This window comes from Clostridium sp. LBM24168, assembly GCF_052953915.1.
Genome location: NZ_CP196861.1, coordinates 3,014,824 through 3,031,440 on the forward strand (window position 1 = coordinate 3,014,824; position 16,617 = coordinate 3,031,440).

The 16,617-nt window shown below is 34.1% G+C and carries 16 protein-coding genes and 2 rRNA genes; 15 read left to right on the top strand and 3 right to left on the bottom strand.

The features are described 5' to 3' along the window. Positions 1-250 precede the first annotated feature (250 nt). The 3 genes from ACSVC9_RS15045 (at position 251) to ACSVC9_RS15055 (ending at position 4,788) form a co-directional block, all read left to right on the top strand. Positions 251-3,139, top strand: a 23S ribosomal RNA gene (locus tag ACSVC9_RS15045). A gap of 88 nt (positions 3,140-3,227) precedes the next feature. Continuing rightward, positions 3,228-3,344: ribosomal RNA gene (rrf, locus tag ACSVC9_RS15050) — 5S ribosomal RNA — on the top strand. A gap of 76 nt (positions 3,345-3,420) precedes the next feature. Then, positions 3,421-4,788 carry a sodium-dependent transporter gene (locus ACSVC9_RS15055; protein ID WP_446898221.1) on the top strand — a complete coding sequence of 456 codons (1,368 nt, stop codon included), beginning with the start codon at positions 3,421-3,423 and terminating at the stop codon, positions 4,786-4,788. A gap of 62 nt (positions 4,789-4,850) precedes the next feature. Here the strand turns inward: ACSVC9_RS15055 and ACSVC9_RS15060 are convergent, their stop codons facing one another. From ACSVC9_RS15060 to ACSVC9_RS15070, 3 genes are read right to left on the bottom strand one after another with little or no spacing between them, the layout of a single operon-like run. After that, a complete protein-coding gene (locus tag ACSVC9_RS15060; protein ID WP_446898222.1) occupies positions 4,851-5,573 on the bottom strand; it encodes an NAD-dependent protein deacylase in 723 nt (240 codons plus the stop codon). A gap of 59 nt (positions 5,574-5,632) precedes the next feature. Continuing rightward, positions 5,633-6,568 (bottom strand): S66 peptidase family protein, encoded by a 936-nt coding sequence (locus ACSVC9_RS15065; RefSeq protein WP_446898223.1) that lies wholly within the window; start codon positions 6,566-6,568, stop codon positions 5,633-5,635. Positions 6,569-6,582: 14 nt separating this feature from the next. Further along, positions 6,583-7,524, bottom strand: a complete 942-nt coding sequence (locus ACSVC9_RS15070; protein WP_446898224.1) for a magnesium transporter CorA family protein — start codon at positions 7,522-7,524, stop codon at positions 6,583-6,585. A 262-nt stretch (positions 7,525-7,786) separates the two neighbouring features. Here ACSVC9_RS15070 and ACSVC9_RS15075 point away from each other — a divergent pair, with 262 nt between their 5' ends. From ACSVC9_RS15075 to rsmI, 12 genes are all read left to right on the top strand, one after another. Then, entirely contained in the window at positions 7,787-7,999 is a 213-nt protein-coding gene (locus ACSVC9_RS15075) for a sigma factor G inhibitor Gin (protein ID WP_446898225.1), read from the top strand. Beyond that, positions 7,978-9,402, top strand: a complete 1,425-nt coding sequence (locus ACSVC9_RS15080; protein ID WP_446898226.1) for an aminotransferase class I/II-fold pyridoxal phosphate-dependent enzyme — start codon at positions 7,978-7,980, stop codon at positions 9,400-9,402. The genes ACSVC9_RS15075 and ACSVC9_RS15080 overlap by 22 nt, the downstream gene beginning before the upstream one ends. A 16-nt stretch (positions 9,403-9,418) precedes the next feature. After that, positions 9,419-10,108 carry a dTMP kinase gene (locus ACSVC9_RS15085; RefSeq protein WP_446898227.1) on the top strand — a complete coding sequence of 230 codons (690 nt, stop codon included), beginning with the start codon at positions 9,419-9,421 and terminating at the stop codon, positions 10,106-10,108. Positions 10,109-10,172: 64 nt separating this feature from the next. Beyond that, positions 10,173-10,502, top strand: a complete 330-nt coding sequence (locus ACSVC9_RS15090) for a cyclic-di-AMP receptor (RefSeq protein WP_446898228.1) — start codon at positions 10,173-10,175, stop codon at positions 10,500-10,502. A 16-nt stretch (positions 10,503-10,518) separates the two neighbouring features. Then, on the top strand, positions 10,519-11,463 hold the full coding sequence (locus ACSVC9_RS15095; RefSeq protein WP_446898229.1) for a DNA polymerase III subunit delta': 945 nt from the start codon (positions 10,519-10,521) through the stop codon (positions 11,461-11,463). 7 nt (positions 11,464-11,470) lie between these two features. Next, positions 11,471-12,385, top strand: coding sequence for a PSP1 domain-containing protein (locus tag ACSVC9_RS15100; protein ID WP_446898230.1), 915 nt, complete (start codon positions 11,471-11,473; stop codon positions 12,383-12,385). Between the two features lie 13 nt (positions 12,386-12,398). Beyond that, positions 12,399-12,602, top strand: coding sequence for a heavy-metal-associated domain-containing protein (locus ACSVC9_RS15105; protein WP_446898231.1), 204 nt, complete (start codon positions 12,399-12,401; stop codon positions 12,600-12,602). Between the two features lie 85 nt (positions 12,603-12,687). After that, a complete protein-coding gene (locus ACSVC9_RS15110; RefSeq protein WP_446898232.1) occupies positions 12,688-12,861 on the top strand; it encodes a DUF362 domain-containing protein in 174 nt (57 codons plus the stop codon). A gap of 217 nt (positions 12,862-13,078) precedes the next feature. Then, entirely contained in the window at positions 13,079-13,873 is a 795-nt protein-coding gene (locus ACSVC9_RS15115) for a flagellar motor protein (RefSeq protein ID WP_446898233.1), read from the top strand. After that, positions 13,870-14,655, top strand: a complete 786-nt coding sequence (locus tag ACSVC9_RS15120) for an OmpA/MotB family protein (RefSeq protein WP_446898234.1) — start codon at positions 13,870-13,872, stop codon at positions 14,653-14,655. The genes ACSVC9_RS15115 and ACSVC9_RS15120 overlap by 4 nt, the downstream gene beginning before the upstream one ends. Positions 14,656-14,818: 163 nt before the next feature. Then, positions 14,819-15,580, top strand: a complete 762-nt coding sequence (locus ACSVC9_RS15125) for a tRNA1(Val) (adenine(37)-N6)-methyltransferase (protein ID WP_446899873.1) — start codon at positions 14,819-14,821, stop codon at positions 15,578-15,580. Further along, on the top strand, positions 15,567-16,412 hold the full coding sequence (gene rsmI / locus ACSVC9_RS15130; RefSeq protein WP_446899874.1) for a 16S rRNA (cytidine(1402)-2'-O)-methyltransferase: 846 nt from the start codon (positions 15,567-15,569) through the stop codon (positions 16,410-16,412). Before ACSVC9_RS15125 ends, rsmI begins: the two co-directional genes overlap by 14 nt. The last annotated feature ends 205 nt before the right edge of the window (positions 16,413-16,617 follow it).

Here is a 16,617-nt window from a genome sequence, read left to right on the forward strand (position 1 = left end):
CACAGTAAGAAAAATAGAAGTCGAAAGACTTCATATTTAAAGTAAAGCTAAGGTTAGAAATAACCTTTGTAGATTATACTTGTCTGTATAATACATTTTATATTTACCGGCAAGCATAAGTGATTAAAAATTGGTAATGACGAGTATGACAAGGAAAAGACCAAATGAGGAGCGGAGTTTACTTATGTAAATGAGCACCGCAGAGAGGTATTTGACGTAGTCATAGGAAGTCAGTAGCAATTTTTTAAAAGGTCAAGCTACAAAGGGCGCATGGTGAATGCCTTGGCACCAGGAGCCGAAGAAGGACGTGATAAGCTGCGATAAGCTTCGGGTAGACGCAAATAGTCTGTGAACCGAAGATTTCCGAATGGGGAAACCCACAGTGGAAGCACTGTACTCCAAGCTGAATAAATAGGGTTGGGGAGGTAAACCCGGGGAACTGAAACATCTAAGTACCCGGAGGAAGAGAAAGAAAAATCGATTTTCTAAGTAGCGGCGAGCGAAAGGGAAAGAGCCCAAACCAGGAACTTGTTCCTGGGGTTCGGACAGACAATGTGAACAATAGGTTAACTGAAGAGAGCTGGAAGGCTCCGCCACAGAAGGTAAAAGCCCTGTAAGTGAAAGCTGAAAAAGTTCTAGTCTGTACCAGAGTACCACGAGACACGAGAAACCTTGTGGGAAAGAGGGAGGACCACCTCCTAAGGCTAAATACTACCTGGTGACCGATAGAGAAGAAGTACCGTGAGGGAAAGGTGAAAAGAACCCCGGAAGGGGAGTGAAATAGAACCTGAAACCGTGTGTCCACAACCGATCGAAGCACTTTTACGTGCGACGATGTGCTTTTTGTAGAACGAGCCAGCGAGTTACGGTATGCAGCAAGGTTAAGCACTTAAGGTGCGGAGCCGAAGGGAAACCGAGTCTTAAAAGGGCGGCTAGTTGCATGCTGTAGACCCGAAACCGGGTGACCTATCCATGGCCAGGTTGAAGCGGAAGTAAAATTCCGTGGAGGACCGAACCACGTTGGTGTTGAAAAACCATGGGATGAGCTGTGGATAGCGGAGAAATTCCAATCGAACTCGGAGATAGCTGGTTCTCCTCGAAATAGCTTTAGGGCTAGCGTCGCCAATGAGTAATGGAGGTAGAGCACTGAATGGGCTAGGGGCTGACAACAGTTACTGAACCCTATCAAACTCCGAATGCCATATACTTGAATGACGGCAGTCAGACTGCGAATGATAAGATCCGCGGTCAAAAGGGAAACAGCCCAGATCATCAGCTAAGGTCCCAAAGTGTAAGTTAAGTGGAAAAGGATGTGGGATTTCGAAGACAACTAGGATGTTGGCTCAGAAGCAGCCACTCATTCAAAGAGTGCGTAACAGCTCACTAGTCGAGAGATCCTGCGCCGAAGATGTCCGGGGCTAAAACTTACCACCGAAGCTATGGACTCGAAAGAGTGGTAGAGGAGCATCCTGTACGGATAGAAGCAGTACCGGAAGGAGCTGTGGACTGTACAGGAGAGAGTATGCTGGCATAAGTAGCGAGAAATAAGTGAGAATCTTATTGGTCGAAGACCTAAGGTTTCCTGGGGAAGGTTCGTCCGCCCAGGGTTAGTCGGGACCTAAGCCGAGGCCGAAAGGCGTAGGTGATGGACAATCGGTTGATATTCCGATACCGCAAACTTGCGTTTGACAGAAGGGATGACGCAGAAGGATAGGATGTGCACACTATTGGATGTGTGTCTAAGCACTGAAGCAGGCCGGAAAGGAAAATCCATCCGGTCAATGCCGGGGTGTTATGGGGATCCAATTATGGAGAAGTATCCGATTTCACACTGCCGAGAAAAGTCTCTATGGAGCAGGTTAGTGCCCGTACCGCAAACCGACACAGGTAGGTGAGGAGAGAATCCTAAGACCATCGGAAGAATTGTTGTTAAGGAACTAGGCAAATTAACTCCGTAACTTAGGGATAAGGAGTGCCCCGAAAGGGGCCGCAGAGAATAGGCTCAAGCAACTGTTTATCAAAAACACAGGTCTCTGCTAAAGCGAAAGCTGAAGTATAGGGGCTGACGCCTGCCCGGTGCTGGAAGGTTAAGGGGAATACTAAGCCGTAAGGCGAAGGTATGAACTTAAGCCCCAGTAAACGGCGGCCGTAACTATAACGGTCCTAAGGTAGCGAAATTCCTTGTCGGGTAAGTTCCGACCCGCACGAATGGCGTAATGATTTGAGCACTGTCTCGACAACAAATCCGGCGAAATTGTAGTGCAAGTGAAGATGCTTGCTACCCGCGATTGGACGGAAAGACCCCGTAGAGCTTTACTGCAGTTTAGCATTGAGTTTCGGTATTGTCTGTACAGGATAGGTGGGAGGCATGGAAACCGGGGCGCCAGCCCTGGCGGAGCCACCCTTGGGATACCACCCTGACAGTACTGGAATTCTAACCGGCGGCCATGAAACTGGTCACGGGACATTGTTAGGCAGGCAGTTTGACTGGGGCGGTCGCCTCCTAAAAAGTAACGGAGGCGCCCAAAGGTTCCCTCAGAAGGGTCGGAAATCCTTCTTAGAGTGCAAAGGCATAAGGGAGCCTGACTGCGACACATACAGGTGGAGCAGGGACGAAAGTCGGGCTTAGTGATCCGGTGGTACCTCGTGGGAGGGCCATCGCTCAACGGATAAAAGCTACCTCGGGGATAACAGGCTGATCTCCCCCAAGAGTTCACATCGACGGGGAGGTTTGGCACCTCGATGTCGGCTCGTCGCATCCTGGGGCTGAAGTAGGTCCCAAGGGTTGGGCTGTTCGCCCATTAAAGCGGCACGCGAGCTGGGTTCAGAACGTCGTGAGACAGTTCGGTCCCTATCCGTCGCGGGCGCAGGAAATTTGAGAGGAGCTGTCCTTAGTACGAGAGGACCGGGATGGACTGACCTCTGGTGCACCAGTTGTTCCGCCAGGAGCATTGCTGGGTAGCTATGTCGGGAAGGGATAAACGCTGAAAGCATCTAAGCGTGAAGCCCACCTCAAGATTAGATTTCCCACAGCGTAAGCTGGTAAGACCCCTCGGAGAACACGAGGTTGATAGGTCAGGGGTGTAAGCATGGCAACATGTTGAGCTGACTGATACTAATAGGTCGAGGGCTTGATCAAAATATATCTTACTGTGCAATTTTCAGAGAACAATAGTATTCCATATGGTATACATATGTTTTCCATATTTAATGATTTATGTCAAATATCTGGTGGTTATGACGTGAAGGTAACACCCCTTCCCATTCCGAACAGGATGGTTAAGCTTCATCGTGCCGAGAGTACTGCAGGGGTAGCCCTGTGGCAGGGTAGGTAGCTGCCGGGTTTTATAAAAAGGTAAGTAGGCATTGATTGCTTACTTACCTTTTTTGCTTACAAATTTTTTTAAGGGGGAACATGAAATGGAAAAAAAGCGTCGAGAAGGATTTTCTTCTGGACTAGCAGTGTTTTTCGCTACATTGGGATCTGCAGTTGGTTTAGGCAATGTATGGAAATTTCCCTATATGGTAGGTACAAATGGTGGTGGGGCATTTCTGTTTGTATATTTAATGTGTGTTTTGTTTGTTGGCCTTCCGGTTATGATAAGTGAGATTTTTATAGGTAGAAGAACAAAGAAAAATGTTATGGGTGCTATTAAAAAGCTTAAGCCCAATCAGTCATTTTGGAAGGTAATACCTATATTTGGAATGATAACGGTTTATTTAATTATGTTTTTCTATAGCTGTGTTGGTGGATGGGTTTATTCATATATTTTTAAATCGATAAAAGGCGATTTCAGTGGAGTTACATCTAAAGTCTCCGAGAATATTTTTACTAGTACAATTTTGGGACCTATGCCTCCTATTTTATGGCAGCTGGTAGTTTTGCTTGTAGTTGGTATAATATTAATTATGGGGGTACAAAAAGGTATAGAAAAGGTTACCAAGACTTTGATGCCATTGTTATTTTTACTTATAATAATATGTGATATAAGAGCGATAACTCTTCCTGGGACTGGAGAAGGATTGAAGTTTTTATTTCAGATAAATTTTAGCACTATGACAAAACAAGGCATACTTATAGCATTAGGATTAGCTTTTTTTAAGCTGTCATTAGGTATGGGTACAATGGTTACCTATGGTAGTTATTTTACCGATGATAATAATATAGTGACAACTCCTATAAGAGTTGCCGTATCTGATATTGCAGTTTCATTACTTGTTGGGATAGCAATATTTCCAGCTGTGTTTTCTTTTAATATGAAGCCAAGCAGTGGACCAGGACTATTATTTATGACTATACCTATAGTTTTTTCTAAAATACCTTTTGGCAATATACTTTTGGTTTTATTTTTTGCCCTTTGTGCTATAGCGGCCACCACTGCTATGATATCAATGGTAGAAGTGTTAATAGCATATTTTACTGAAGAAAGGGGAATGTCAAGAGAGAAGGCTGTTGCTGTAAATATTATAGTTATAGCGCTTATAGGAGTAATGGCTACATTATCTGCTGACAAGACGAGTATACTGGGTGGAATTTCGATTTTTGGCAAAACATTGTTTGATGCCTTTGACTTCGCATCATCGAATATATTTATGCCTATAGGAGGACTCCTAGTAGCTATTTTGGTTGGTTGGTTTACAAAGAAAGAAGACATAGAAGAAGAGCTTACTAATTATGGAAGCATAAAGATAACATGGCATATATCTATTTATAGATTTATATTAAAATTTGTGTCTCCAATATTGCTTATAATTGTATTCTTTAATTCTATAGGGATAATAAAATAATAGTTCTACTTAAAAAGGGCTGTGTTTTTAAGACATTCCTTTTTAAGTATGCTATAAAATATTTATAATACAGACTTGAGTACTTTTCCTATGCTGTCATGGATTACAATATCTGCTCTATTGTCATATTGAGTTGAAGATTTATTTATGAGTACAAGGTGACTTCCATTGAAGTAATCAATTAACCCTGCAGCTGGATATACAACAAGTGATGTACCGCCTATAATTAAAATATCTGCATTTTTGATATACTGAACGGATTTGTTGACAACATCCATGTCTAAACCTTCCTCATATAAAACTACATCTGGTTTTACAATGCCACCGCAGCTGTCACACTTTGGAATATCGGAGTTGCTTAGTACATAGTCCAAATTAAAAAACTTTCCACATCTTGTGCAATGGTTTCTATGAATGGATCCATGAAGTTCTAGTACATTTTTTGAACCTGCCATTTGATGAAGACCATCTATGTTTTGAGTTACAACAGCTTTTAATTTTCCCTGCTTTTCAAGTGTTGCCAGAGAATAATGTGCATCATTCGGTTTAGCTTCTTTATATACCATTTTAGCCCTGTAAAAATCAAAAAAATCTTCAGGGTGTGACATAAAGAAACTGTGACTCAGCATAACTTCAGGGCGATAGGAAAAGTTGTTCTTGGTCTTATATAATCCTGCTTCAGATCTGAAATCAGGTATATTTGATTCTGTAGAAACTCCTGCACCTCCAAAGAATACTATGTTATTACTGGAATTTATAGCTGATTTTAAATTTTCATAATTCATAAAAACACCTCTTTAGTTGATATTATATCATAGCTGAATTATTGTAATAAATAGAATTATTATTTTACAACAGGTTCCAATACATCGATAGTCTGCTCCTTACAGTCTATTTTTACATGAGCTCCTATTGGTATAGTCAATCTTGGATAGGAATGTCCACATTGGAAGTTAACAATTATAGGTTTATCAAGATTTATAAGCCTATCTTTAAACACTTCATCCAATGTTAAGCTTGACCTGTAATTTGGAAGTTTGCAATTCTCAAATTGGCCGAGTATGATTCCATTGCATTCTTGGAGTTTTCCACTTAAAATCAGCTGGGTTAACATTCTGTCAATTTGATAAGGTCGTTCATCTACGTCTTCGATAAAAAGTATTTTATTTTTGGTATCTAGTTCATATGGTGTACCTATGGTACTTGTAATAAGAGACAAATTTCCACCGACAAGTATTCCACTGGCAGAATTTCCATTAAAATAAGTTGAGGAATTGAGATATCCATCAGTTTTACCATCAGCATTTTGTATTTTGAATGGTTTATACCCATAAGTTAACGTGTTTATAAAACTTTCCAAGGTTATTTTATCTTGAAAGTTGGAATTGCACATTGGAGAATGAAAGGTTATAATATTGCATTTGGAATATATATTATTGATTAATATTGTTATATCACTAAAACCAGAAAATATTTTTGGGTTGTTTTTTATTATATTAAAATCTATTAAAGGAAGTATTCTCATGGCACCATAGCCGCCCCTTATACATAATATCATGTCTATATTATTATCGGAAAACATATCCATGAGATCTTGTGCTCTGTCTTTGTCCTTTCCAGCTAGATATCCCCACTTGTCATATATATGTTTACCTTCTTTTACATTAAAGCCAAGTTGCTTTAAAAAGTTTATGCTATCTTTTATATCTTCTGATTTCATAGGACCAGAAGGCGATACAAGACCTATGGTATCACCCTTTTGCAATCTTTTACCTAGCAAATATATCACCATCCTTAAAATAAATTTTTTTTCTTAAGAAAAATTATTGAAATTACACATATAATAGCCGTTACTCCATATACAAGCCAAAAACCGTTTGGATGTTTGCTAAAAGGAATACCTGTAAGATTCATTCCGAATGAACCAAATATAATATTTGGTATTGATAATACAATTGTTATGGAGGCTAAAAGTTTCATTACAATATTTAAATTATTAGATATCACTGAACCAAAAGCATCCATAGTTCCAGTTAATATATTATTATATATGTTGGTCATTTCTATGGCCTGTTTATTTTCAATTATAACATCTTCTAGAATGTCTTGATCTTCAGGATATTTCTGCAGTAATTCCAATTTTAACATTTTTTCTAGAGTTATTTCATTTGCCTTCAATGAAGTAGAAAAGTAGACTAAGGATTTTTCCAGGGAAAGAAGTTGAATAAATTCCTTATTTCTCATGGATTTTTGTAATTTTTGTTCTATCATAACACTTTTTTTATCTATTTGTCTTAAATATAATAGATAATAACTTGATATTCTGTATAATACTTGAAGTATAAATCTTGAACGCTTAAAAGTATAAAATGATTTAATTTTTTTGTCTATAAAATCTATTAATATTTTACTGTTTTTTAAGCATATAGTTATTATAGTGGATTCAGTATGAATTATGGCCAAAGGATAGGAATCATAAGTCAAAGAGTTATCCTCCATTTCTGTAAATGGAATATCTACTATTACTAGCAAGTTATTATCTTCTGTATCTATACGGGATGTTTCTTCTTCATCCAGTGCGGCTTTCAGAAATTCCATAGATACACCGGATTTTTTGGATATTAATAATAAGTCCTCATCAGAAGGTGCTATAATATTTATCCAACATCCGTGTTCTATTGTATCCAAAGGTTTAAGTGTGCCTGATTCATCTATGGTTTTATAAATTGAAATCATATAATTTCCTCCTAGGTAGATAATTTCACCCATAATCCAATTAATATTATAAATTATAGTTATATTATAACTTATATAGTATATTTGTGAATATAATTATTATATATACGAATATATGTGATAATTGAAAACCACCCCATGGATTAAATACTATTGCACTAATTAAAAAAATATAGTGAACTTGAATATTATTTATATTAATGGAAATAATCTTAATAAAGATAAGTTGTTTGATACTAAAATTAATTATTGGGGGGACATTATGAATAAAATACATTGCATTATATGTGGGAAAGCTATAAATGATGGTATAATAATATATAATAGGGGAATATGTAAATGCTGTGAAGAAAGAATGATGAATTTAGAATTTGGTACTGATTTTTATAGACATTATAAAAGGTGTATAAAAAAGTCAATAGTACCTTTAATCATAAGAGGAGAGGAATTGAATTGTCAGAATTACCACTTTTAGAAGGGGTTTTAAAATATGTCAAGGAAAATAATATATCCTTTTGTATGCCAGGACATAGAATGGGGAGGGGATTTTATAATACCTCCATAGGAAGAGAATTTTTGAAGAATATAATAAAATGTGATATTACAGAAGTAGATGGGGTAGATAATCTTCATAATCAAAATGGTATAATTTTAGAAGCAAGTAAACGACTTTCGAGTTTTTATGGAGCTAAAAAGTCTTATTTTTTAGTTAATGGAAGTACGTCTGGTAATATGATAATGGTATTTGCGAGCCTCAATGAAGGTGATAAAGTAATTGTAGAGAGAAATTGTCATAGGTCTATATTGAATGCCATAATTATGAGAAAACTTATTCCCGTATATGTGGAAAATAGTGTAAGTAATAAATTGAATGCTCCTGGTGCTATAAATCTGGAGCATTTTTTACAAACAGTAATAGATAATAGAGATGCCAAAGCTGTAATAGTTACTTATCCGAATTATTATGGTATATGTAGTAATTTAAAATTTATAATAGATTTTTCAAAAAAATACAATATGAAAGTGCTTGTGGATTCGGCACATGGTGCTCATTTTGGAGTTTGTAGTGATATTCCAGAAAGTGCAGTAAAGTTAGGTGCAGATATGGTAGTTATGAGTTGTCATAAAACTCTATCGAGTTTTACTCAAACTGCATATTTACATGTAAATAGAGCAAGTGACATTTATAGAGCAGATCTTTATTTTGACATCTTTACAAGTACAAGCCCTTCCTATATGGCACTGTGTTCTATGGATTATGCAAGGTTTTATCTCGAGAATTATGGACAGGTTGATTATAAAAAACTTATGTCTATGGCTAATTTATATAGAGATAAAATAAATTATATAGATGGAATGAATGTAATAGATAAAGAGTATATTAGTGATTTGAATTTTATATGGGATATAGATTTAACCAGATATGTTATAAATTTAGATAAAATGTACAGCGGAAACTATTTGGCCCATTATTTGAGAAAGAATAAAATACAGGTAGAGATGAGTGATGTTTCAAATATTGTATTAATTTTATCGCCCTTTAATAATAAATATGAATTTGAAAAACTATATGAAGTATTAAAAAATTGTACACTAAAAGAAATAAAAAACAGAAATTTTAATATTGTGTATTATAAAATCCCTGAAATGGAACTTGCTCCCTGGGAGGCAGTTTTAAAGAAAAAGGAGACTATAGATATAAAAAATGCTATTGATAGAATTTGTGGGAAAAGTATAATACCATATCCTCCAGGTGTACCTATAATATGTCCAGGTGAGTTAGTAGATTCAGATGTTATAAAAACTATAAATTATTATAAATCCAATAATATAGAATTGATTGGTATGCATGAAAATGTAATGGAAGTTATATGCTAAATATGGGAGGGAAAGCATGAAAGGAAAGTTAATTGTAATAGAAAGTGGATCTGATGGAAGCGGTAAGGCAACTCAATCTAGAATATTATTTGACAGGTTATTTAAGGAAGGTTATAGAGTAAAAAAGGTAGAGTTTCCTGATTATAAAAGTAATTCTTCTGCTCTTGTTAAAATGTATTTGAATGGAGATTTTGGAAATAATGCCGAAGAAGTAAATGCCTATGCAGCGTCTACATTTTATGCAGTAGATAGATTTGCTTCCTACAAGATGAAATGGGAGAAATTTTATAAAAGTGGAGGTATTGTTATAGCAGACAGGTATACTACCTCGAATATGGTACATCAGTCCATTAAAATAGATGATGATAGTAAAAGAGATGAATTCCTGGATTGGCTTTGGAATCTGGAATATAAGTTATATGAACTTCCGGAACCTGATTGTGTAATTTTTTTAGATATGCCACCTCAATATAGTAATAAACTTATGAAAAACAGATGCAATAAGTTTACTGGAAATGAAAAGAAGGATATTCATGAAAACAACTATGAATATTTAAGAAAATGTTATGACAATTCATTATATGTAGCAGATAAATATAGTTGGAATAAGATACGTTGTATAGAAAACAATAAAATTTTGAGTATAGAAAAAATACATAGTTATATATATAATTTAGTTATAGAGCAATTGAATTTTGTATCATAAGATATGGAGTTATGATAATATTATATTAATACAACTACATTATATTAAAGAGGAGGGGATTTTTATGAAATTGGTTATAGCTGTTGTTCAGGATGATGATGCTGGTAATTTGATAGAAAAATTAACTGAAGATAAATTCAGAGTTACAAAATTAGCTACTACTGGAGGATTTCTAAAGTCTGGTAATACTACTCTGATGATAGGTGTGGAAGAAAAAGATGTGGATAGGGTAATAGGAAATATAGAAGAAGTTTGTAAGACTAGAGATCAAATTATAACAACTCCTTCGACAGTTGCAGGGACTACTGGGATCTATATGCCTTATCCAGTAGAAGTGGAAGTAGGAGGTGCAACTATATTTGTAGTAGATGTAGATAGGTTTATTAAGATTTAACGGGAGGAACTTTTTGTTGTATTTTGATAAAATAATAGGTCATAATAAAATAATAGAACAGATAATTAAAACTGTAGAATTGAATAGATTTTCTCATGCGCATGTTATTGCAGGTGAAGATGGAATAGGGAAAAGTATTATTGCCCGGGAAACGGCAAGAAAAATACTAGGCAAAAAGGAAGCAAAGCAGTATGCTGATATTGTGGAATATAAACTTAAGAATAATAAGAAATCTATAGGTATAGATGATGTAAAGAGTATAATAGAGGAAACTAATAAAAGGCCTTATGAGTGTGATAATAAAGTAATTATAGTATATAATGCGGATTTGATGACGGAAGCTGCACAAAATGCATTTTTGAAGACAATAGAAGAACCGCCTACTTGTATATATTTAATTTTATTGTGTGAGAAACTGGATAACATTTTGGATACAATACAGTCAAGATGTGAAGTATATAAATTAAATAGGCTCAAGGATGATGAGATAGCTGAATTTCTAAATAGAAAATATCCTAATTTACAGTATAATGAAAAGAAGCCTATTATAGCATTTAGTGATGGTATACCTGGAAGGGCAGAAAAATTTATAGAAGATAAGGATTTCCATCAAATAAGAAATAATACTTTAGGATTGTTAAAAGAATTGCCAAAAGGAGAATTGGAAGTTGTGCACAGATATCATTATTTCCTGTTTAAATATAAGGAGAACTGGCAGGAAATATTTACTTGTATATTGTCCTATGTAAGAGATGTACTTATTTATAAAGAAACAGGAGATCAAGAAATACTTATAAATATTGATAAATTTGATGGAATAAAATCTATAGGTGAGATGTTATCATTCAATAAATTATATTACATTATAGATATTATAAAAAATGCGAGAAACATGCTTTCAGGTAATGTAAATTCAAATCTAGTTTTTGATTCTATGTTGCTGAAGATGCAGGAGGTATAAATGAAATATGGTAACTGTTATAGGAGTGCGTTTCAAAAAGGCTGGGAAAATATATTATTTTTCACCGGGAAATTTAGATATAAAGGAATATAGTAATGTCATAGTAGAAACAGCTAGAGGAGTAGAATTTGGTAAATGTGTCATACAGCCAAAGCAGATAGAAGAAGAGGATATTGTATCTCCACTGAAAAATGTACTTAGAATTGCTACAGATGAAGATATAAAAAAGCATAATGAAAATAAGAAAAAGGAAAAAGAGGCTTTTTCTATATGTATGAATAAAATAGAGCAGCACAATTTAAAAATGAAGCTCATAGATGTAGAGTATACTTTTGATAATAATAAAGTAATTTTCTACTTTACAGCAGATGGAAGGATAGACTTTAGAGAGCTTGTAAAAGATCTGGCATCTATATTTAGAACAAGAATAGAGCTTAGGCAGATAGGGGTAAGAGATGAAGCTAAAATGATAGGAGGCTTGGGACCTTGCGGCAGAACCATGTGTTGTTCAACGTTCTTAGGTGATTTTGTACCAGTTTCTATAAAAATGGCAAAAGAACAGAACCTATCACTTAATCCTACGAAAATTTCAGGAATATGCGGAAGGCTTATGTGTTGTTTGAATTATGAGCAATATATTTATGAAGATATAAGAAAGAGAATGCCTAAAGTGAAATCCATTGTAAGTACTCCTTACGGAAATGGCGAGGTAGTAAGTAATTCCGTAGTGGGAGGGAATGTTAAGGTGAAGATAAAAAATCATGATGGAGAGGATGTAATAAAGCAGATCAATATAAATGATGTAGAATTGATTTCAGGTAGTTATGAGGGAAATATAAGTGAAGATGAAATTAAAGTTGATATAGAAAATGATGATATAAAGGATTCAGATATAATAAAACAATTATTTAAGGAAGAATAGGGGGCAATCTCATATGAAATCAATATTTAAAGTTTCCAATATGCATACTACTGAAGATGTAAATAATATAAGAAGTGCTATAGCGAATAATCAAGGGGTTATAGCTTGCCAGATAAATATTGAAAAAGGTGAAGTTAGTATAGTATATGATGATTATTTTATAAATGATAATGTACTTATTCAATCACTTGAAGATTTAGGATATGCTGTATTTTAAAAATTGACTTTTAAAAATTATATAAGTATGATAGAATATCAACGAAAGACATTTTATGATTATAATTTTAAGGAGGGTTTTCGATATGGCATATAAAATTAGTGATGCTTGTGTAAGTTGTGGAGCCTGTGCTTCAGAGTGCCCAGTTGAGGCAATAAGTCAGGGAGATACTCAGTTTGTGATAGATGAAAATACTTGCATTGATTGTGGAAACTGTGCCAATGTCTGTCCTGTAGGAGCACCATCCCAGAAAGACTGATTTGACCAAATTAAAAAGGCTGCCAGAAGGTGGTCTTTTTAATTTGTCCAAGTAGTCCCCCATCTAAGTGTGTTAAAAATTTAATTTATAATTATAAATAAATTGTATTTAGATTGGATATTGTGTTAAAGAGTAATAAATTTTATACGAATATCTATTATAGAGATGATGAATTAGATTAAAAGCGAGAATTAAATTAACTAGATGGAGGAGAAAAATGGATATATCTGTTATTATATTTATGGTTTTTGGAATCTTATCTGTGGTAGCTGGTTATATGTTAGAAGGTGGATCGGCAGGAGCACTTATAGGACTTACTGCAGCAATAATAGTTTTTGGAGGTACAATTGGTGCTACGGGGTTATCATTTCCTATGAATGTACTAAAAAGGCTTCCTAAAATGTTTAAAGTACTTTTTAGTCCTAGAAAAGCAGATTTACCAGCTTTAATTTCTTATTTTAAAGATGTATCCTATAAAACTAGAAAGAATGGATTGTTAAGTTTGGAAGGTGAAATATCTAATGATCCAAATTTGGACCCGTTTATAAAAAAAGGCCTTCAGCTTGTAGTAGATGGAGTAGACCCTCAAGCGGTAAGAAGTATATTGGAACTAGAACTTGAATCCACATCTGAAAGGCATTTGGAAGGTTCATCTATATTTGAGAGTGCAGGTGGATATTCACCTACCATGGGCATAGTAGGTACAGTTATGGGATTAGTACATGTCTTAGGCAATCTTGAAGACACGGCAACATTAGGACCTAAAATAGCGACTGCATTTTTGGCTACGCTATATGGTATAGGATCAGCTAATCTTTTATGGTTGCCAATAGCAAACAGATTAAGGCAAGCTGATGAAAAAGAGGTAAAAGAAAAGACACTTATTGTTGAGGCGATACTCTATATTCAGGAGGGCATAAATCCAAATACTATAGCAGAAAAGTTAAAAAGTTTTCTAAACAAGGAAGAATTATCGAAATTTGAAAGAATGGATGGGAAGGCTGAACTATGAAGAAAAAAAAAGAGGGGAAGAAAGCAGATGGCTTGAGATGGATGCTTACTTATTCTGATTTGATAACCTTACTTATGATATTCTTTATTGTTATGTATTCTATGAGTCAGGTGGATCAAAACAAGTACAAGCAAATTTCAGAATCACTTAGTATAGCTATGGGTGGAGGAAAAAGTATAGTAGGTTCAGAGAATACATCAAGTGTTGAGGATAGGGTCAAAGAGATGGACACTGCAAATGCAAGTGTGAGTGAAGAGAAAAAATTGGAACAATTAAAAAAGGAAGTTGACAAGTATCTTAAACAAAATGGATTGAGCAATAGTGTAAGTACGCAAGTAGATGAGCGGGGACTGATAGTAAGTATAAATGATACTTTGTTTTTTGATACTGGAAAAGCTGAAATAAAACCAGGAATTCAAACTAAGTTGATAGGAATAGGTAAAATCGTAAATAAATTAGGAAATTTAATAAGAGTAGAAGGTCATACTGATAATGTTCCTATTAGCAACAATCAGTATTCTTCGAATTGGCAATTATCGTGTATTAGAGCAGCAAATGTTACTCAATTTTTGCAATCTAAAGTTGGAATTAGTCCGACGAAACTTTCAGCTGCGGGATATGGAGAATATAAGCCAATAATTGATAATTCTACAGAAGCGGGTAGAGCAAAAAATAGAAGAGTCGATATAATAATAGTAAATAGCAAATTTAATGAAATTGAACATGATGGAAATAATTCTACAGATAAATCAAAAACATCTAATGTCCAAAAATCTAATTAAAGTTTCAATATTTTATTAAGTTATTTTATTAAATCGAATGTATTTGTAAGATCTCTGATTTAGATTAGAGGTCTTTATTGTTTGACAACCTATAACACTTAATTTACAATTATAGTTATATTAATTTATGTAGCTGAAATGAAAAGAGGATATTTAAGTGGAATTGGAATTTCTTAAAGAAAATGAAACACTGGATGATCTTCAACTTAAAGGAATACATATTATACAGAAAAAATATGCCTTTAGATTTGGTGTGGATTCAGTGTTGCTTGCAAATTTTGTAAAGATAAAGTCACAAATGAGAGTAATTGATTTGTGCAGTGGTACCGGGATAATTCCTTTTATAATAGCAGGGAAAACATCTGTGGAACATATAACAGGTATAGAAATTCAAAAAGATATGGTTGATATGGCAAAGCGTTCGATAGCTTTTAATAAAATGGAACAAAGCGTTAGTTTTATACAGAGGGATATAGTAGATTTGAAATTTTTAAAAAAACTGTCAAGGGTTGATGTCATAACGGTAAATCCACCATATAAATTAAAAAATTCTGGAATTATAAATAAAAATGACAAAAATGCAATAGCAAGGCATGAAATATTTTGTACGCTAGAAGATGTTATAAGAGCATCTAAAGTTTTATTAAAAGATAATGGAACATTATTTATGATTCACAGGCCGGATAGACTTGTGGATATAATGTGCTGTATGAGAAAATATGAAATTGAGCCAAAACTTATAAGAATGGTTCATCCAGAAGCTAACAAAGCTCCTAATATGGTTCTTATCGAAGGACGGAACAATGGAGGTAAGTTTCTTAAGTGGGAAAGACCATTATATATTCATACTAAAGATGGAGGATATACCGACGAGATAAATAAAATATATGGGAGAGATAGAGGTACTTACAATGGAAGCAGGTAAACTTTTTTTAGTACCAACACCTATAGGTAATTTGCAGGATATAACTATAAGGGCACTTGAAATGTTAAAAAAGGTTGACTTAATAGCAGCGGAAGATACAAGACAAAGTTTAAAACTATTAAATCATTTTAATATAAAGAAGACTCTTATAAGTTATCATAAATTTAATGAAAAAAGTAAGGGTAGAGAACTAATAGAAAAGCTTAAGGATGGTAAAAATATAGCAATTGTGAGTGATGCAGGAACTCCTGGTATTTCAGATCCAGGTAGTGTTGTAGTCAAAATGTGTATACAGGAAGGAATAAGTTTTGAAGTTCTTACAGGATCAACTGCTGTTACTACAGCACTTGTTTATTCTGGATTAGATACGTCTATGTTTACATTTGTAGGTTTTCTACCAAGAGATAATAAAAATAAAAGAAATATTGTAGAAGCTTTGAAAAATAGAAGGGATACCTTGATATTTTATGAATCACCACATAGACTTCAAAATACTCTTTTATTCTTGAAAGAAAATCTTGGAAATAGAAAGATAGCAGTATGCAGAGAACTCACGAAAGTTCATGAAGAAATATTGAGATTTACCATAGATGGAGCTATAAAATATTATAGTACTAATGCTGCAAAGGGAGAATTTGTTCTGGTAGTTAGTGGTAAGTCTGAAGAAGAGATTTTAAAAGATAATGAACATATATGGGAAAATATAACTATCGAGGATCATATAAAAATGTATATGAAAAAAGGATTAACTAAAAAAGAATCAATTAGAGAAGTTTCCAGGACTAGACATTTACCCAAATCAAAAGTATATAAATATTCAATAAATTTATAGTTTTATTTGCTAATAATTGTTATAAATTGACTTATTCAAAAAATACACATAATAAAAATTTTAATCTATTAATAGAAAGATATATATAATTAGAAATTATAATATTTTAAAAAAAATATGCCATAAAAGTTGTTAAATTATCAATTTTAATGGTATAATGAAAAAAGCAGGTTTAATTTTAGCCTAAATTACTAACTTAGAAATA